Annotated in this window: 15 protein-coding genes; 3 read left to right on the forward strand and 12 right to left on the reverse strand. The window is 66.1% G+C overall.

Annotated elements, in window-relative coordinates; translation table 11 throughout:
* Window positions 1–16: 16 nt before the first annotated feature.
* The gene (locus HOP03_04975; GenBank protein ID NOT87516.1) at window positions 17–2,890 is read right to left on the reverse strand and encodes an insulinase family protein; all 2,874 of its coding nucleotides are present in this window, start codon (window positions 2,888–2,890) and stop codon (window positions 17–19) included.
* 155 nt (window positions 2,891–3,045) lie between these two features.
* Here HOP03_04975 and HOP03_04980 point away from each other — a divergent pair, with 155 nt between their 5' ends.
* Together HOP03_04980 and HOP03_04985 are read left to right on the forward strand one after the other, a co-directional pair.
* Window positions 3,046–3,759 carry an SDR family oxidoreductase gene (locus HOP03_04980; protein NOT87517.1) on the forward strand — a complete coding sequence of 238 codons (714 nt, stop codon included), beginning with the start codon at window positions 3,046–3,048 and terminating at the stop codon, window positions 3,757–3,759.
* Between the two features lie 17 nt (window positions 3,760–3,776).
* Window positions 3,777–4,250 (forward strand): tRNA (cytidine(34)-2'-O)-methyltransferase, encoded by a 474-nt coding sequence (locus HOP03_04985; protein ID NOT87518.1) that lies wholly within the window; start codon window positions 3,777–3,779, stop codon window positions 4,248–4,250.
* A 161-nt stretch (window positions 4,251–4,411) separates the two neighbouring features.
* Here HOP03_04985 and HOP03_04990 read toward each other — a convergent pair whose 3' ends face one another.
* On the reverse strand, window positions 4,412–4,792 hold the full coding sequence (locus HOP03_04990) for an EF-hand domain-containing protein (GenBank protein ID NOT87519.1): 381 nt from the start codon (window positions 4,790–4,792) through the stop codon (window positions 4,412–4,414).
* A 274-nt stretch (window positions 4,793–5,066) separates the two neighbouring features.
* Window positions 5,067–5,387, reverse strand: coding sequence for a thioredoxin family protein (locus HOP03_04995; protein ID NOT87520.1), 321 nt, complete (start codon window positions 5,385–5,387; stop codon window positions 5,067–5,069).
* Window positions 5,388–5,784: 397 nt separating this feature from the next.
* Between HOP03_04995 and HOP03_05000 the strand changes: the two genes are divergently transcribed.
* Complete coding sequence (locus HOP03_05000; GenBank protein ID NOT87521.1) at window positions 5,785–6,336, forward strand: fasciclin domain-containing protein; 552 nt, start codon at window positions 5,785–5,787, stop codon at window positions 6,334–6,336.
* Between the two features lie 77 nt (window positions 6,337–6,413).
* On the opposite strand, the gene HOP03_05005 is transcribed toward HOP03_05000, so the two are convergent.
* The 9 genes from HOP03_05005 to HOP03_05045 form a co-directional block, all read right to left on the reverse strand.
* Complete coding sequence (locus HOP03_05005) at window positions 6,414–7,112, reverse strand: hypothetical protein (GenBank protein ID NOT87522.1); 699 nt, start codon at window positions 7,110–7,112, stop codon at window positions 6,414–6,416.
* Window positions 7,113–7,231: 119 nt separating this feature from the next.
* Window positions 7,232–8,248, reverse strand: a complete 1,017-nt coding sequence (locus HOP03_05010; GenBank protein NOT87523.1) for a hypothetical protein — start codon at window positions 8,246–8,248, stop codon at window positions 7,232–7,234.
* Window positions 8,249–8,323: 75 nt separating this feature from the next.
* Window positions 8,324–9,817, reverse strand: coding sequence for a right-handed parallel beta-helix repeat-containing protein (locus HOP03_05015; GenBank protein NOT87524.1), 1,494 nt, complete (start codon window positions 9,815–9,817; stop codon window positions 8,324–8,326).
* Between the two features lie 166 nt (window positions 9,818–9,983).
* Window positions 9,984–11,552, reverse strand: coding sequence for a hypothetical protein (locus tag HOP03_05020; GenBank protein NOT87525.1), 1,569 nt, complete (start codon window positions 11,550–11,552; stop codon window positions 9,984–9,986).
* A gap of 101 nt (window positions 11,553–11,653) precedes the next feature.
* Window positions 11,654–13,339, reverse strand: coding sequence for a hypothetical protein (locus tag HOP03_05025; protein NOT87526.1), 1,686 nt, complete (start codon window positions 13,337–13,339; stop codon window positions 11,654–11,656).
* A 77-nt stretch (window positions 13,340–13,416) separates the two neighbouring features.
* On the reverse strand, window positions 13,417–13,629 hold the full coding sequence (locus HOP03_05030) for a hypothetical protein (GenBank protein ID NOT87527.1): 213 nt from the start codon (window positions 13,627–13,629) through the stop codon (window positions 13,417–13,419).
* Window positions 13,626–16,112: an apolipoprotein N-acyltransferase gene (lnt, locus tag HOP03_05035; protein NOT87528.1), complete on the reverse strand. Its 2,487-nt coding sequence runs from the start codon at window positions 16,110–16,112 to the stop codon at window positions 13,626–13,628. Before lnt ends, HOP03_05030 begins: the two co-directional genes overlap by 4 nt.
* On the reverse strand, window positions 16,109–16,726 hold the full coding sequence (locus HOP03_05040; protein ID NOT87529.1) for a hypothetical protein: 618 nt from the start codon (window positions 16,724–16,726) through the stop codon (window positions 16,109–16,111). Before HOP03_05040 ends, lnt begins: the two co-directional genes overlap by 4 nt.
* 133 nt (window positions 16,727–16,859) lie before the next feature.
* Window positions 16,860–17,951 (reverse strand): SGNH/GDSL hydrolase family protein, encoded by a 1,092-nt coding sequence (locus HOP03_05045; protein ID NOT87530.1) that lies wholly within the window; start codon window positions 17,949–17,951, stop codon window positions 16,860–16,862.
* Window positions 17,952–18,091 lie beyond the last annotated feature (140 nt).

Consider the following 18,091-nt stretch of genomic DNA (forward strand, 5'->3'; position numbering starts at 1 on the left):
ACTGTTCCGCTCCGGATCATTTCTTCACGGGTTTGCCATCGGCATCGACGACGAAAACCTCGCCGATCTTCAGCGCGCGCACCGGCTTCTCGATCTGCTTCAGATCACCGACCACCACCCAGGTCAGCGCGTCCGGAGCGACGGTCGCGGCAGCGGCCTTCACCTGCTCCGGCGTGAGGCCTTCGATCTCGGCCTTGCGCCGGAAGACGTAATCGTCGGGACGGCCGTAGCGGACGATGCCACCGAGGGTGCCGAGCACGGCGCCTGCGGTTTCGTACGAACCTGGCAAGCCACGGATCTCGGTGGACTGGATCTTGGCGACTTCCTCCGGCTTCGGCGGCGCCTTGCCGCTGGCGTATTCGGTAATCTCGCGCTGCATTTCCTTCAGCGATTCGGCGGTCTTGTCGATCTGCACCGCCGCGAACGCCATCCACGGCCGCTGGCCCTGTGCGCCGGTGACGGAGCTGTAGGAACCATAGGCCCAGTGCTTGTCCTCGCGCAGATTCATGTTCAGGCGCGAGGAGAACTCGCCGCCGAGCACCGCGTTGGCGATATCGAACTTCACCGCACCCGGATCGCGGGTCGATGGCACGAGTTGGCCGACGTAGAGATTGGCCTGCACCGCCCCCGGCTGGTCGATCAGATACACGCGCGGCTTGCGCGGGGTCGCGACTTCGGGAATCGCGCCGTTGCTGCGGACCGCGCCTTCGCTCTTCCAGTCGCCGAGGTGCTTTTCCAGCACCGGCACGATCTCTTTCAGGGTGGTGTCGCCGACCACGAGCAGGGTCGCCTCTTCGGGACGCACCCAGCGGGCGTGGTAGGCGAGCAGATCGTCGCGGGTGAGCGAGCCGATCGACGCTTCGGTGCCGGTCCCGCTGAACGGGATCGCATACGGATGGCCTTCGCCGTACAGCAGCGGCGGCAGCACGCGCAGGGCCGCGCCGTTCGGGCGGGCTTTTTCCTGGGCGATGCCGGCGATCCAACTCGCCTTCACGCGATCGACTTCGTTCTGGTCGAAGCGCGGGCGGCGCAGCATGTCGGCGAACAGCGCCACCGACGGATCGAGATACTGCTTCAGCGCCGACAGACCGGCGCTGGCGCCGTCGAGATTGGCGCCCGCGCTGAGATTGGCGCCCAGCGATTCGGCGCGATTGCCGAACGCGATGGCGTCGTAGTCGCCGGCGCCTTCGTCGAGCATGCCCATGGCGAAACTCGACGTACCGAGTTTGCCGCCCTGGTCGGCGACGAAACCGCCGCCGAACAGATAGCTCATCTGCACCACCGGCACGCCTTTGCGTTCGGCGAGGATGATCCTGGTGCCGTTCTTCAGGGTGGCGCGCTGCAACGACGGGAATTTCAGTTCCGGGAACTGGCTCGGCACCGGCACACCGGCGCTGCGGTCGACATCGCTGGCGTTGGTCCTGTACTTGGGATCGACCGCCGGCAGGGTCAGCGCGGTGGGCGTGACCGCCGCGTCTTCGGGCAGCGGCTTGCGCTCGCCCGGCATCGCCACCAGGGTGTGACTACCCTTGCCCGCACCCAGCCACTGGACGCCGGCAGCCTTGACCTGGCCGACGGTGGCGGTGTTGATGGTGCGCAGACTGTCGCGGAAGCAGCCGGGATTGCCGGTGTAGACCGCGCATTCGGCCAGGACATCGGCCTTGCCGCCGAACCCGCCGATGCGTTCGACGCCACGGGTGAAGCCGGCCTTGATCACGGTGCGCGCCTGGTCGAGTTCGACCTGGGTCGGGCCATCGCGCAGCAGTGTCTTCAATTCCTCATCGATCGCGGCTTCGACCTTGGCCGGGTCGACGCCCTGCTTCACGGTCGCGCTGATGAAGAAATTCGAGCTGAGCTGCGAAGTGAAGACCGATGCGCTGACGCTGTCCACCGACTTGTCGGTGTGCAGCAGGCGCTGGTCCAGGCGCGACGAGCGGCTGCCGCCGAGCACCTGCGACAACAGTTGCAGACGGTCGGCGTCGACGCTCCCGGACTGCGCGGTATTCCAGACGCGGTAGACGCGGGCCTGCGGGACCTTGTCGGTGAGGGTGGACCGGGAGTCCGTCGCCAGCGGCGAGACATCGACCTTCGGTTGCGCCATGGTCGGACTGGCGGGGATATCGCCGAAATACCTGGCGACTTTTTCCTTGGCGGTGGCCAGGTCGATGTCGCCGGCCAGCACCAGCACCGCATTGTTCGGGCCGTACCAGGTGCGGAACCAGTTCTTCACATCGTCCAGCGACGCGGCATTGAGATCCGCCATCGAGCCGATGGTGCTGTGGTGGTAGGGGTGGGTTTCCGGGTACATCGCCTTGCCGAGCAGATCGAACACCTGGCCGTAAGGCTGGTTCTCGCCCTGGCGCTTCTCGTTCTGGACCACGCCGCGCTGTTCGTCGAGCGTCGCCTGGTCGATCGCGCCGAGCAGATGGCCCATGCGGTCGGACTCCATCCACAGCGCCATGTCCAGCGCGGTGGTCGGCACGTTCTCGAAGTAATTGGTGCGGTCCGAATTGGTGGTGCCGTTCTGGTCGGTGGCGCCGGCCAGCTCGAAGGGTTCGAAGAATTCGCCCGGATGATTCTCCGAGCCGTTGAACATCAGATGCTCGAACAGATGCGCGAAGCCGCTGCGGCCCGCAGGCTCGTCCTTGCTGCCGACGTGGTACCAGATGTTCACCGCCACGATCGGCGCCTTGCGGTCGGTGTGCACGATCACGCGCAGACCGTTGGGCAGGGTGAACTGCTGATAGGGAATATCGACCTCGGCGCTGCGCGTCGTCCTGGCCTGCGCCTCGAGCGGGACCAGCGACAGGCTGCCGCCGAGCGCGGTGGTCAGCGCCAGCGCGAGAAGACCGTGTTTGAGCGCGGACGGGCGCGGACGGGCGATGGGCATGCGAAGCTCCTGGGACATGGGAATGGGCGGGCCGGGCTGCGGTGACACGCCGGTTTGGACAGCGCTGGGCCAGCATTGCATGCTAGCGAGCCCGCCCAAACATGACACTAGGCCACAAGTCCCGGCCGCCGCCCACCATCGCACGGAGCCCTCCCATGCCACTGCATTGCCTCGTGACCGGCGCCAACCGCGGAATCGGTCTGGCTTTCGTCCGCCATCTGCTGGCGCGCGGCGACCGGGTGATCGCCACCTGCCGCCATCCCGGCAAGGCCACCGCCCTGAACACATTGGCAGGCGAATACCCCGGTCGCCTGCACGTCCTGCCGCTGGACGTGGCCGACGCCAGATCCCGCGCCGAACTGGTCCGCGAGCTGCCGCTGGTCTGCGGCCATGAGGGCGAAAAACCGGTCATCGACCTGCTGATCAACAATGCCGGCGTGCTGCACTCCGGCGAACGCTTCGGCACGCTGTCGGCCGCGCATCTGGAAGACAGTTTCCGGACCAACGCCGCCGGCCCGCTGCTGCTGGCCGAAGCGCTGGCGGCGACACTCGCCGACGGCGGCTGCGTCGCCAATGTGTCTTCGCAATTGGGCTCCATCGCCAACACCAGCCGCTTCGGCACGCCCAGCTACAACATCAGCAAGGCCGCGCAGAACATGGCGACCGTCCTGCTCGCGCATGCGTTGCGCGAGCGCGGCATCAAGGTGGTCGCCCTGCATCCGGGCTGGGTGCAGACCGACATGGGCGGCGATGGGGCGCAGATCGCGACGGATGAATCGGTCGCCGGCCTGCTGCGGGTGATCGGCGGTCTGTCGCTGGCCGACAGCGGCCGTTTTCTGGATTGGCGCGGCGAAGCCTTGCCCTGGTGAACCATCAACAGCAGCGCATGCAGATGTTCGACGTCATTCTCCACGAACCCGAAATCCCGCCGAACACCGGCAACATCATCCGCCTGTGCGCGAACACCGGCGCGCGGCTGCATCTGATCCGTCCGCTCGGGTTCACGCTGGAAGACGCGCAGTTGCGTCGCGCCGGCCTGGATTATCACGAGTACGCGACGCTTCGCGTGCACGACTCGCTGGACGATGCGCTGGCCGCGATATCGCCCGCACGGCTGTTCGCGCTGAGCACGCGCAATTCGACGCGCTACGACCAGGTCGCGTTCGCGCCCGGCGATACGTTCTTGTTCGGACCGGAAACGCGCGGTTTGCCCGACGCGGTGTTGACGACGATTCCCGACGGCCAGCGGCTGCGGCTGCCGATGCGGCCCGACAATCGCAGCCTCAATCTGTCGAATGCGGTGGCGGTGGTGGTGTTCGAAGCCTGGCGACAGCAGGGCTTCGCTGGCGCATCCGTCTAGCGCGCACGATCCGGCGCTTCACCTCCGACCCGGGCACGTACGCGAACGCCTTCCCTGGCATCCGCGCATCGGCCGATCCCGCAGCGGCGGGACACTCGTACGCGACATTCCCTGTCGCGCGGGCGGTACGCGCTTCGTCCGCCCTTCGTTGTCTGTCGCGATTACTTCTTCGGTTTGCCGGACGTGCGGGGATCCTGGCTCTGGCTGTTCATCGCCAGATAGGTCTTGTATTCCGCACCGCTGAGCGCGCCGTCGGCGTTGGCGTCGGCCTGATCGAACACCGCCTGCAGCGACGGAATGGTCGCGGCCTCGGTCTTGGTCAGATTGCCGTCCTTGTCGGTGTCGAGTTCGGCCCAGGTCTTCTTGGCCGGTGCCGCGTCGCTCTGCGGCGCCGGGCTCGCAGGCTGGCTTGCAGTGGACTGCACGGCATCCTGCGCGGCGGCGTCGGTGGGCGTGGCGGTTTGGGCGAAGGACATGGGCGCCGCAAGCGCGGCGGACAGGGCCAACAGGCCCGTCAAACGAAGATCGATGTGTTTTGTCATGTTGGTGATTCTCCGGAGTTGCATGAAGGAGCGATCAGCCCGGTCATCTCGCACCGACCGCAGCGACACCATGCGAATTCCGGCATGAATCGAAACCACGTCGCGAACATGAACGCAACGCGGCGTTAACCATTGACCCGCGCGATCGCGCTAGGCGCGGGAAACGACGTACGCAAACGCTGGCTTCTCGCGGGACAAACTGAACGCGCGACGCGCGACGCATGCTGAATCGAACACAACCTTCACGAACCGCCGCGCAACCGAAGCCACCGCATTACAACGCCGCCAACGCGCGCTCGATCTCGTCTCGTGCCGTCGGTCTCACCACGCGCATCAACTCGACGCCATCGCGCAGCACGAGCACGGTCGGCCAGAGTTTGATCCTGAAACTGCGCCCCAGCGGGCGGCCCGGACCGTCTTCGATCTTCAGATGCCGCACGTCGTCGCGTGCCGACAGGGCCGCTTCCAACAGCGGCTGCGCGGCGATGCAGTGCGGGCACCACGGGGCGCCGAATTCGAGCACGGCGGCGCCATCGATCGCGTCGACATCCGCGCGCGCCGGCTCTCGATCCGCATAGGCATGGACATAAGACATGACTCTCTCCTTTGGTGATGAACATCGATATCGTTCGCACACTTGCCATGATGCCGTCGCGCGGCGCCGCTCGACCCGCGCGTATTGCATGATGCCACGACGACATCGTGCACGATCGACGCCAACGACCGTCTTCAACATGAAGGCGAATGGTGCCGCGTACGGATTGCGCCAGGTTACGTTGCGCTAACAATGCAGCGCGTATGGTTCAACGACGCTGCGATGCACTTCTGCAGCGTCGCCTCGGACGCGCCGCACCTCCATCCACTCTCCGCTCCGGGCATCACTCTCCGTCGACGACGGATATCGCGGCCACGCCGCTTTCGATCCGCGCGAATCGCACGCTGCGAAACGCATGCTGCGAATTGCGCCGATCGCTTCATCGAGAACAAAAATCATGAATACACCGACCATTCCCCAGACCACCCCGCAGAGCAATGCCGCGCAGAATACCGGCAACGCCGCACCGGCCGCCACTCCGATCGGCGCGGCCAAGCCCAACCCGGTCGCCACGGACAACGCGCAGAGCAAAAACCTGCTCGACACCGCCGCCGCCAAGGGCTCGTTCGGCACGTTCGCCAAAGCCGTCGAACAGGCCGGCCTGGGCGAAACGCTTCGCGGTGTCGGCCCGTTCACCGTGTTCGCACCGACCGACGCCGCCTTCGCGAAACTGCCGGCCGGCAAGCTCGACACGCTGATGAAGCCGGAAAACAAGGATGAACTGGCATCGGTCCTGAAATATCACGTGCTGGCCGGACGCAAGAGCGTGGCCGACATGGGCAAGTGGGACGCCGCCAAGACCGTCAACGGCCAGGCCGCGCCGATCAGGATGCTCGAAGGCAAGTTCAGCATCGATGGCGCGCACGTCACCGAGAGCGATATCGGTTCGAGCAATGGCGTGATCCACGGGATCGACAAGGTCAATCTGCCGACCGCCGCCAAACTCTGATCGCTGCGCGTCACCGTTGCATCGCAATACCCCGACACGACGGCAGGGTTCGCCCTGCCGTTGTCGTGTCCACGCCCTCAGTCCTCGCTCAACAGCATCCCGCAGACCGCGCCCATGCAGGCGCCGGTGGCCTGATCGAGGATGACCGAATGTCCGGCATCTCCGCGCGGATACGGCACGCCTCGTTCCAGCACGAACACGACCGAATGCGCGCCGCTGAGTCCGGCCGGAATATCGAGATCGCGCTGGATCACATACGTCGTCATCATCCGCGTGCGTTCGTCGAACGTGCGCGGCACGCTGCGGCTGTTCGCCTGCGACCATCGCGATTTCCACACCGACAGGTCGCTGCCCGAGGCGGGACGCAGCAGGCCTTTGCGCATCGCCTCGACCAGCCCGGCCTCGCCCTCGGGCAATGACGAAGCGATCGCCTGCGCGGGCGGCGGTTCCTTCAGCATCAGTGTCGGCATCTGCTCGGATGCGGCAGGCGTCGACGCGATCCGCGGTGCGGGCGGAGGCAGCGGCTCGGCAACGACAGGCACTGCCGGCCCCGCGGGTGCCGATGGCGTCGCCGTGTCGGCAGGCGCTGCGGCCGGAAGCTTGCGCGCGGACAGCGGCGGAACCGTCAGATAACGCTTGAGCGGCCCGAACTGGCTGGCCGCCACCACCAGAATCAGCGCTGCAACCAACCAGAACACGATGCCTCTGGCGCCGCGATCGCCTGCACTGACGGTATCGGTACGGGGCGTCGATGAAGATCGCTTGTGGTTGTCCATGCGCATTCGATGGGCGGTGGGCGTGGCCCATGATCGCGCACCTTCGGTCGCATTGCATCGCCACCGGGTGCACGCTCGAGCGCAGCCAGCGCGCAGGCCGCGCACGGTGCGCTCCTGTTTCAGAATTGCCCGCGCTCCACGCCTTCCTGCCAGCCTGCGGGCGCTGGCCTCCAGTCGCCCTCGCCCAGCACCGGAATGATCAGATGCTCCAGGGGATAGCCCAGCCAATGCTCGGCGGACATGCCCGCATCGCGACCGTCGGCATCCAGCACGAACGCACGGAACGCCTCTTCACCGCGCGCGGCGACGGCGGTGATGCGCTTGGCCAGATCGTAGGACAGCATGTTGCCGTCGTCGCTGCGCAGGAAGGACTTGCCCGACCAGAATTCCTGGATCGTCCCGGCGTTCCAGAATGCCGCGTGCTTGGCCTTGATCTCGTGCGGGTAGTACAGCGAACGCCGCGGGTCGGCGAGATGCGGGAAGATCGCCTGTTCGGTATTGACCGCAAGCCCCTCGTTCAACCAGGCCGGAATCGGCAGATGCGACAACAGGCAGTGGGTCAGCTCGTGGGCGATCACCGGCTGCATATGCTCCATCTCGCCCTCGAACATCACGAAATGGCCGTAGCCGCCATGGATGAACATGCCGGCGGACATCGCGTATTCGCCGCCATCGTCCGGGTAGTAGTGCGCGATGTAATCGTAGTATTCATCCTCGCTGGCGAAGACCATGACCACGTGCTTGCCGCCGCTGCGCGGCACCGCGATATCGCGCAGATTGCGCACGATGCGACGGCGCACCGACTGGCAGAACTGCATGAAGACTTCGGCCGGCCGATCTTCCAGTTCCGACAGCAGCAGGAAGTCCTCGGATTCGTGGATGCGATACGACGGCGACAGGCCCGCAGCGATCGCCTGCAGCCAGCGTCCGGCCGCAGCCGTCCAGAACGCGTCGTGTTCGGCCGGCGTCCACCCGGGCCGCTCGGCTTTGGCGATCTCTTCCCACACCGGCAACGGCATGCGGGTGTCGGCATACCAGACCATGTCGACATCCGCGAACGCCGTCGTCACCCTTGCGACAGGCGACGCGTCGGATGCCGGTGCGCCACCGAACAGACTGCGCAAGGTTTTCAGCATGGTGCGCGGCCCCGGCCCCGATGTGCGTTGGCCTATTCTAACGGCACGCACATCCTGCACGGTCGCGATATGGGTTCAATGCTCGCGCAGGCGCATGGATCGGAACTTGTCCGGTACCGTCTGTGCGGGCGAGACCGTCTTCGCCGGAAAACGCCGCCGCACTTTCGGCGGTGACCCCGGCAACTCGAACGGGCCGATCAGCGCGTCGATTCCGAATTCCTCCAGCGCACCGATATCCACGGTGAAATACCCCTGCGGAATGCGCGCGCGCTGGTCGCCGATCGCGAGCTTCGCGCGCAGCGGAGGATCGTATTGCACGGCCGGCAGCGACCACGGCATCGGGAACGCGGCCGGCGACGGCGGGCGATTGATGCCGGCGTTGCGCAGCGGGCTGGTCGCCAGCGGACGGAAGTCGCGCTGCGCCGCATCGCGGAACCCGGGCACGCTGCCAGTGACGGTACCGGTCCATTCCGGCGGCACGAACGTGGCCGTGCTCTGCACCCAGTTGCGGGTGCCGAACACATTGCGCGCGCCGCTCCACGGCTGGGTGCCGAACGGCGCGCAGAGCGGCATGTCGGCGGTGGTGTTCTCGCGCAGGATCGCAGGCGCCGCGCCGCCGGTCTGGAAGATCGCGTTGTTGTGCATCTCCACGCTGCCCAAGCCGAGCTGCACGTAGACCGCAGTCGCCGCACCGGGACGGTCGAACACGATGGTGTTGCCGACCATGCGCACGCGGCCATCGCTGGCGCCGTTGAGATCGCCGCCGAGGCGGATCGCGTGCGGCCACGTGGTCGCGGTGTGGACGATGACGTTGTTCACCAGCTCCGCGTCTTCGCGCCTGGTCGCGCGCGTCCAGCCGCTGGCCTGGGTTTCGCAATCCGGACCGATCAGTTCGATCTCCTGATAGGCGGAACCCTCGAACCAGTTGGAATGGATTTCGCTGCGCTCGTGTCGGCTCTTGAGCAGATTGCCGCCGTTGCCGTTGTGGATGTAGTTGAAACGCATGCGGAACACCGATCCCGGATAGGCGATCTCATCGGACTGCATGTAGATCGGATGTTTGCTGGTGCCCGAACCGGCGTCGTAGATCTCGCTGTATTCGAGCGTGAACGAACCCGAGTTGAGATCGGCGCCGAGAATGCCGTGCCCGGGGCAAGCGTGGATCACCGCATCGCGCACGGTCACGTCGTGGGCTTCGCTGAACACGCAGGTGTTGCCGCCGCCGCGCACTTCGAAACCCTCGAACACCACGTGATTCGACCGTTGGAACTTGATCGTATGCAGGCCACCCTGCAGGGCGGGGCGCGTCGCGCCGGCCACGCGACGCCAGCGGATGATCACCGGGTTGCCGGGTGCGCCGCCATCGTCGTCGCCGACCACCACGCTGCCGTAGAGCGCACTGCCGTCGACTTCGACGATATCGCCGGGCGCGAGGTTGTTGGCGTCGAAGAGCGCATACAGCTGGGTGTAATCGCGGCCGACCGGGCCGACCGTGAAGGTCCGCGCTTCGACTGCGAAAGGCGGAAGCGTCAACGCCAGCAGGAACAGTGGAACGGATGATTTGCGCATGTCGATTCCTCCGGACGACGTCATTGTCGATCGGTGTCGCCCCCGGCCACCTCACCGGGGATCAGGATCGCACAAGCGCGTTCAAGGCGCTGTGCCCGCAATCACAGCGACGACTGGCGCGCGCCCGGGCCGGGGGGGGGTACGGCCCGATCGCCGCCGTCCATCGTCAGAACTGCTGCGTATGCTGCTGCGCGTTCTGGATCGGCTGCTGGGGCACGGGCAACTGCGCCATCGTCTTCGTGTTCTCGACGATCGACGTGAGCACGCCGTCGGTCACCGGCTGCAAGGCCCGGTGATGCGAGTCGGATTTCGGATCGCCGGACACCAGGATCAGGTCATGTCCATCGTGGCTTTTGAACACATGATCGATCGACGCCAGCCCTTCCTTGCGCGCGGTCACGGCCATCGACGATGCGAGATTGTCGCGCTGGAACTGTTCCGGCAGATGCTCGCGCTTGGGATCGAGCATGTCGACATGCGCCATGGCCGTCTTGAAGTGTCCGTAGTCCGCATGCTTGGGATCGCTCAACAGCGTCGGGCCGGCATACCCCTGCTGCTGGCGTTGATCGTGCTCCCAATACAGCTCGACGCCGCGCCGCTGCAGCGCGCCGCGTTCCTGCATGATGTCCTGGATCTCCATTTTCATGCTGGGCTCGAGTTCCGCGCCCTTCACCAGCCAACCCTTGAATTCGCCGGGTTTCTCCGGAATTTCCTTGTCGCGGAACTGGCCGTTCTTGTCCAGCTCCCATTCGTGCGAGCTGTTGGCGCTGCGGCCCACCAGGCGCAGATTGCCGGTGTCGTTGTAGGCGTCGAGCACCTGCGCCTTGCTCAGCCCCTGCGGATGCTTTTCCTGCAGATCCTTCAGGATGGTCTCGAACGGAACACGGTGATCGATGTCGAGCGCATCCCGGGTGACCAGCTGACCGGTGACGCTGCAACGGAACAGCGGCACCTCCTGCGTCGACCCTTTCGGCGCGCACGGCAGTTTGGCGGTCCCGGCGAAACTCTCCTGCAGCTGGTGCTCGAACCATTTGTCCTTGACCCGGGTGTCGAACGACAGATCCGAGCGGGTGTTGTCCTGCGTCCAAGGCTGGCCGGTGGTGGCGATCGTGCGTCTGGCCTTGTCGGTTTGCGGATCGAACGCTGGGTGATCGACCGTGTGGTCGTATCCGATCCGGTCCTTGACCCACTTCTGCCACTGCGGCGATTCGTTGCCGTGCTGCTCCAGCACCTTTTCGCCACTGTCGCGCGCGCGGTTGTAGAAAGACGGCAGCGCACGCAGGTTGGCGACGTCGTTGTAGCCCATGTGCGCCTCGGCCATGTTGGCGACATCGAGCGCCTGCAGGTGTTTTTTCCAAGGCGTGATGTGATCGACATCCAGCGCATCGGCGGTATGCCAGGTGTTGGTCTCGTTGCTGTAATACAGCGCCACGTTGTCGGTGCTGCCTTTGATGTGCTGCGGCGACATGTTCTTTTCCGCCCAGTCGTTGCGCATGAACTGGACCGTCGATTCGTAGAACGCGAGGCCCGTCCGCGAGTTCGCCGCATTCCAGGCCCTGTCGCGAAGTTCGGCGCCGTGCTGGCTCGGCGCGTACTGGTCCCAGTTCGCCAGCACCACCTGCTCGCCGTTTTCCAGGCTCTTGTTGACCAGACCGCCCATTGCCGTCTCCTTGTCGTTGCTGCTGGGTTGGTTCGCGACGCGTTCCTGTCGAAGCCGCTGCGCGGCGCTGTCCATGATCCGGCTCGCGAGCATCCATACAAACGCAATCCGGATCGACGGCCGGTCACGCGAACATGGCGGGAGCCGCCGATGACGGGACGGGACGGGACGCGACGCTACGGCGCCGGCTCGCTCACCCGCGTGTAGCGCCCCGCGCGATAGTTGAGTCCATAGATGCCTTGGATGCTCAACGTCTCCGCCGTGCACTGGTAGGCGAAGCCGTTGGATTCGACGGACGGGCCTGCATCGGGCGCGGTGCGGTCGAGCACGGTCATCGGCCCCAGTTTCATATTGATCGTCATCTCGACGCTGTTCTCGACATAACGCGCGGTGCCGCCGCCGGGACCGGTGGTCCGCCACTCGAAACCGGTCGTGCCGTTGCGCGTGGAGGCGGTTTCCATCTCGCCGCCCTGCGCCCGGGTGATGCAGCGGTTGGTGAAGCCCTGCCAATCGACGCTGCCGGTGCCGTCGCCGGAGAACGACAGCAACCAGGTGCCCTCGGGCGGCTCGCAGGACAGGCTGCCGCCGGCTGCGGCGATCTGGCCTGCGCCGACGTCGGCGAGTATCGCGATTTCGCCCTCGCGCGAGGCCTGCGTGGGCGACCACTCGCCGACCAGACAGCACGCGCCCTCGCTGTCGATGCCGGGCGGCAGGGCGATCTGATACGTGGCCGCGCCGTTGGCTTCGGTGGTGGTGGCGAGCACGCGGTACAGCACGTCCTCGCGACAGGCGGTCACGTTGTCCGGCGGCGAGATCCAGACCCCGGGCGTGTTCGAGAAACCCACCGACAACCCGGCATCGATATTGTCCTGTTGCAGTGTGTACAGCTTGCCGCGCGCGAACGACAGTCGCTCGCGGTGCAGTACGAACGGCTGCGATGCGACCCGATGCGTCGTCGGCCCGGTGATGCGCCGTAAAGCGCCGGGCTGCGGCGTCGACGCCATCAGGCGCCCTGCAGGCTGGCGGATCTTGCCGTCGAGATAATCTTCGCCGAACTGTTTCCACTGCCCGGGATCGATCATCCGGCGCAGCGCCGCGTGCTCGGCTGCCGCACCGTCTCCGGTGGCCAGGCCGTGCACGAAGCGCGACACCGCATTCGGCCCTTCGTTCTGTCCAAGCCAGAAAAAGAACGGCACGCTGGAATAGGTGAAGCTCCACAGCGGCTGGGTCGGCGATCCCGCGTCGAATTCGGCGATATCGCCATCCGAGAACGAGGTGCCCGGGTAAGCCAGATGCGCGAAATACTCTGCGCTGCCTTCCGCCCACCAGATCGCGGACTCGTGGTTGTACACGCTCAGGAACGATTTGGCGCTGATGCAGTGGAACAGTTCGTGCGCCAGCGTGAACATCAGGAAGTCGTAACTCTCGCCCTCCGGCGACCAGTAGAAAACGACTTCGCATTCGTCCGGAAAGGGCCTGGCGAGCGCTGCGGTCGGCTGGCTCGCGCCCAATTCCGGCGGCGGCGGCAGCGATGTGAGGTAGATGGTGACGGGCGCGATTTCGACGCCGCCCATCTCGTCCATGGCGCGGCCTGCGCGCTCGGCGAGGCTGCGGATCGGCGCGACCAGATGCACGAGCGACGGCTCGGCCGCGGACTCCACCGACGTCACCATGCGCAGCGGCTGACGCCCGCCGGCCCAGTGGACGGTGGTCTCCACCAGCGGCACGCAGCCGGCGCCGCTCAGGCGCGCGTCGAAACTGCGGACGTAGGCATCGCTGCTGCAGTTGCCGAGCGCGAATGCCGAAGGCACCCATCCCGACAGTCCCACGCACAGGAGCAACAGCATCAGGCGGACACGCATGGTCATTTCCCCGGCAGTTCAAACTTCAACGGCGGATCGGAGCGCATCCGGACGGCGCGCATCCGGACGCCCGCGGATCACGGTGCCCGGCGACCCGCTTCCGGATGCTCTTTCAGCCACTCCATCGAACGTCGCACGCGATCGTAGCCGCTGGGATGGTCGTAGAAGATCGCTTCCTCCCACGCGCCCGGATGGATCTTGCGATAGGTGCTCAAGCGCATCGCCGCCGTCGCGAAGCCATGCGGTTCGCCGGCGGCGTTCAATCCATAGGCATCCGACGGGCCGATCACGGCCAGAATCGAATCACCAGCCAGGCCGGCACGCCCACGTAGAACAAAATCCGACCAAGGGATTCGAGCCCTCTCCTGGTATCCACTGCGGATTCGCGGCGCAACACCAGCGACAGCCAGGTTCCCGCTTCGATGATGACCCGCAGCAACGCCGCGAAGATCACCAGACCGATCGCCCAGGACACCCACCAGATGCCGAGCGCGGTGAGATACGCCTGCAGGCCGTAGGTGTGGTATTCGCCGAAGGTGCCGCCGAACGCGATGTGCTGGTGCAGCCGGAACGCCGGCAATGCCGGAACCAGCGGAAACAGCACGAACTTCACCAGCGGGTGATCGAGCAGGCGGTGGCGGGTGACGGCCAGACGCGTGCGTGCGTACGCCAACGCGCGGCCGGTCGACGCCTCGGCAACGGAAGCAGGCGCACCCGCGTGGATCAACGCATCGACCAGCGCTGCCGGGTCGTCCAGCCCAAGACCCCGGAACCAGCGCCGGCCCGACGCCATCCGCAGCCACACGCCTGTCGACGGCAGCGGAAGCGCCCACGGTTCAAGCGCCACGATGTGCTTCAGTGGAATCTCGGTGCGTCGCTCGCGTTGTTCCAGCACCAGCGCGTCGCCCTCGATGCGCGCGGTCGCGGCGAAAGCGCGCCCGATGCACCACGCAGCCGCCAGCGGCGCCAGAAACAGCGCGGCGAACATCCGCATCTGCGCCAACGGATTCATCTGTTCGCTCTGGAACAACAGCGCCGCGCCCATCCAGAAAAGGCTGCCGAAGGCGAACACGCGAAGCAGTCCCGCAGCGATGCGCCACACGGGCCCCATCACGATGACCCCGGCCCGAAGAGCAGCATGCGCGGTGGGCGCAGTGGGCGACGACGACACGCTGTGTTTCCTGCGCTTCAACGCTTTGCCGACCCAGAACATCGCCTGCAGCAGGAGCAGCACGAACGCCGTGCGTCCGACCCAGTCGCCCCAGGCGACCATCAGTGTCGCGGGCGGCTGTCTTACCGACACTTCGCCGATCAGCAGTTTCTGTTCGCCCATCGCGGTGGCGGCGACGATCGTGCCGGTCGCATCGATCACCGCACTCGTCCCGTTGCTGGTCACGCGCAGTTGCGGCAGGCGGGTTTCGATACTGCGGAATGCCGCCACCCGCAGATGCAGGTTGGCGCCGACCGGATACGCGGTGAACCAGGAGTCGTTCGACATGCCCACGATCGCGAGCGCGCCCAATCGCGCGCCGTCGATCGCCAGACCGGCGTCGGTGTCGTCCAGGCAGATCATCGGCAGCACCGGAATCTCGCGTCCGCCGGACAGGCGCAGCGGGAACACGCGCGCACCGTCCCCCGGTTGCCACGAGCCGGTCCACGGCAACCAACGTCGGGTGGTGGGCCCATCGAGCCACTGCGGCACGTACTCGGTCAGCGGGAACAGGTCGGTCTTGCGATAGAACCCCAGCGGCGCGGTCCGCGCGGGTTCCAGGAACGCGGCAGCGTTGTACTCGCCGACCTCGTCGAGGTCGTAGGTGCCGAACACCAGCGGCACACCGGCCGACGACACGAACGCCTGGATCTCGCGATCGAGCTCGGCGCCGCCCTCGCTCTTCGGATGGCCATAGGTGGTCGGGTACACGGTTTCCGACCACAGCAGGGCATCCACGCGATGCCGCTCGATCGCCTCGCGCGACATCGCGTAATGCGTGTCGAGCACATGGCGGACCACTTCGTAGGCGCCCATTTCCCGACGCAGGCGCTCGTAGTCGACGATATTGGACTGCACCATGCCGACGCGCAGCAGCGGGTCGGCGGCGCCGGACGCGACGGTCGGCATCGACAGGCGCGCTGTGCCGTAGCCGATCATCAACACCAGTACGGTGGCGACGACCACCAACGGGCGGAGCAGCGCGCGCGCACCCTCGCCGCGACGCGCGATGGCCGCCGCGATGCACTCGTTGATCAGGATCAGCAGGACCGTGATGCCGGGCGCACCGCCGAGATCGGCGAGCTGCCGCAGCGCGTACGACGGATGCAGCCCGTGGCCCAGGGTGTCGTCGAACAGTCTGGGAACCAGCCACTCCGTCGCCACCCAGGCCGCCGCGCCCGCCAACGCACGCACGACCGGGCCGTGGTGGCGGCCCGCGATATGACGCACCAGCGCGAAGGCCAGCAGCTGCGGCTGCAGCAGCGGCGCAGTCGCCAACAATATGAGGAAGCCGGTCGCTTCAGAGATGCCGAGATAGCCGGCGACCGCAAACCCGAACCATGCGAAGACCGCCGCGACGAAGGCGATGCTCATCGCCAGCCCGCTGCGCGCGGCGCCGGCTGCGGTGCGGGTCGCGTCCAGCGTCAGCAGCCACGGCACCAGGCCGACGAAGCCGAGCAGATAGGCGTTGCCGCCCCGCGAATACAGGCCGAGCAGAACCGCAGTGGTGACGATTCCGGCCAACGCGCGCCAGCCGGAGTGGAAACGCCCGGTCGTGTTCAGATCGAAGGTTTCCCTGATGGCAACGGCGGCGGAACCGTGATCCTGTGGGACGTGAGCCCGGGTGGCGCCATACCCGGAGGCACGACGCGATCGGCCGGAATGTCGATCGGCCGGCCGGCGCTGTCGAAGAATTCGAAGTCGGGCGAGTACATCAGGATCGGTTCGATGCGCTGGCCGTCGTCGGTCGCCTGGTAATGGCGGACATAGCCTTCCGGCAGTTCGAAATCTTCCGGTACCGCAAGCCCGATCAGCGGCGGACTGGTGCCGGGCGGATTGAACGCGCCGATGCCCGAATGGATGCCGGCCTTGTGCAATTCATCGATGACTTCCGCTGCCGTCGGTTCCATCCCCGGCGGGATGACATCCGCCAGATCCATGGAGGACATGTCCACCGAGGACAGGTCGCCGCCCGGTACGGCCGGTGGCGGGGTCATATCGCGCGGCACGGCGGTTGTTCCGGACGACGTGGGCTGCATCGCAGCGATGCCGGGGCGATCGGAAGCGCGTTCATCGATCACGGTCTGCCCGGAATCCGATGGGGCCTGGCCGTCCATCATCAGATAACCGATGCCGCCGGCTGCCAGTACCACGGCAAGCGTCTTGTACAGCAGCACGGAACGCGCGCTGCGGGCGCCGTGCTCGGTGATGCGCACGCCCTCGCCGTCCTGGTCGGACGGCGAGGGGTGCTGCTTCGAAGCATGCTTCTTTTCGGGATGGTCCATCGAGACGCACCCTACTGCCTTGCGATCAGAACGGGCTCGGCGGGCTGTAGACCGACAGACCCCAACCCATGCGCTCGTGACCGTACTGGTTCCAGATCGGGCTCTTGCCGCCCGCGAAGGACGTGTAGCGGGCTGCGCCCGTGCCGGTGGTGCCGCCCCACAGACCCGCGGACACGGTGCCGCCGGTGTAGGTCGGATGGACGTCGTCCGACTGGATGTAGTCGTAGCTGCTCGCCGACGACACGAAGTGGGTGTTGGCGTCGCGCAGCGTCGGGCGGAGCGTCGAGGTGATGCGGGTCAGGTAGCTCGCCTCGCTTTCGCCCAGCACATAGCGCAGTGCATCGGAGTCGATCTGGCCGTCGCCGTTGCTGTCGTAATCGGCGCCCATGTATTGCGCGAAGTTGTCCGCGCACTGGAAGCCCTTCTGGCGGGCGTATTCGCACATCCAGTAGTTCATCTGCGCGATCGCCGGGAGGAACTTCTCGCGCAGATTGACCTTGGCGCCGGTGACCGGATCGTTGCACGAGCTCAGTACGTTGTCGGCGTTGTAGCCGGGGTAGTACAGATTGCCGACGACCTTCAGCTTGACGCCGGAATAGGCGTTGGCGTTGATGTAGTTCATCGCGGACGAGACATAGGTCTTGCAGTTGTTCACCGCCGTCGTCAGCACGCTGTAATTGCAGGTGCCGGTCTGGCCCTTGAAGCTGGTGCGCGCCTGCAGGCCGTCGTTGCCGCACATTTCGAAAGTCACCACGCGGGTCGAAGTGGCCTGCATGTACGAGCGTTCGGCGACGATCTTGTTGTTGTAGACATCGGAAGCGATCGCACCCGACTTGGCGCGACGCACGCTTTCGATATCCGAGTTCCACAGCGCCGCCAGGTATTCCGCGTCGACCGTGGGCGCCGAATATTTGGCGGCGTTGGAAATGGAGCCGTTGTAACCGGCGTAGATCGAGTCGCCGTACGCGACGACACGGTACTTCGCGGTCGTGCCCGCGCGGTCGATGGTCCAGGACACGTTCTGGTTCAACGTGCTGGCCATCGCCGGCGAGCCGATGGCCAGCAGGACGAGAGTGGGTAACAGCGCACGGATATTCTTGCCGAATCGGTTGGTCATGACCTGCTTCCTTGTATGAGATTGTGTGTCCCGGGAGAACCTGGGGCGCTCCAGACGATCGCGACCCCATTTTTCATTGCCATCCGGACCTGACGGTCCCGCCCCCGAGCTTGGCGGGGCTAACCCTATCGTGTCCCCCC

Source organism: Lysobacter sp. (assembly GCA_013141175.1).
GTDB lineage: Bacteria > Pseudomonadota > Gammaproteobacteria > Xanthomonadales > Xanthomonadaceae > Lysobacter_I.

Coding starts and splice junctions, on each gene's coding strand:
- HOP03_05005 (NOT87522.1), bottom strand. CDS start 7,112: ATGGACAACCACAAGCGATCTTCATCGACGCCCCGTACCGATACCGTC.
- HOP03_05010 (NOT87523.1), bottom strand. CDS start 8,248: ATGCTGAAAACCTTGCGCAGTCTGTTCGGTGGCGCACCGGCATCCGAC.
- HOP03_05045 (NOT87530.1), bottom strand. CDS start 17,951: ATGACCAACCGATTCGGCAAGAATATCCGTGCGCTGTTACCCACTCTC.
- HOP03_04975 (NOT87516.1), bottom strand. CDS start 2,890: ATGCCCATCGCCCGTCCGCGCCCGTCCGCGCTCAAACACGGTCTTCTC.
- HOP03_04980 (NOT87517.1), top strand. CDS start 3,046: ATGCCACTGCATTGCCTCGTGACCGGCGCCAACCGCGGAATCGGTCTG.
- HOP03_04990 (NOT87519.1), bottom strand. CDS start 4,792: ATGACAAAACACATCGATCTTCGTTTGACGGGCCTGTTGGCCCTGTCC.
- HOP03_04995 (NOT87520.1), bottom strand. CDS start 5,387: ATGTCTTATGTCCATGCCTATGCGGATCGAGAGCCGGCGCGCGCGGAT.
- HOP03_05015 (NOT87524.1), bottom strand. CDS start 9,817: ATGCGCAAATCATCCGTTCCACTGTTCCTGCTGGCGTTGACGCTTCCG.
- HOP03_04985 (NOT87518.1), top strand. CDS start 3,777: ATGCAGATGTTCGACGTCATTCTCCACGAACCCGAAATCCCGCCGAAC.
- HOP03_05025 (NOT87526.1), bottom strand. CDS start 13,339: ATGCGTGTCCGCCTGATGCTGTTGCTCCTGTGCGTGGGACTGTCGGGA.
- HOP03_05020 (NOT87525.1), bottom strand. CDS start 11,552: ATGGACAGCGCCGCGCAGCGGCTTCGACAGGAACGCGTCGCGAACCAA.
- HOP03_05000 (NOT87521.1), top strand. CDS start 5,785: ATGAATACACCGACCATTCCCCAGACCACCCCGCAGAGCAATGCCGCG.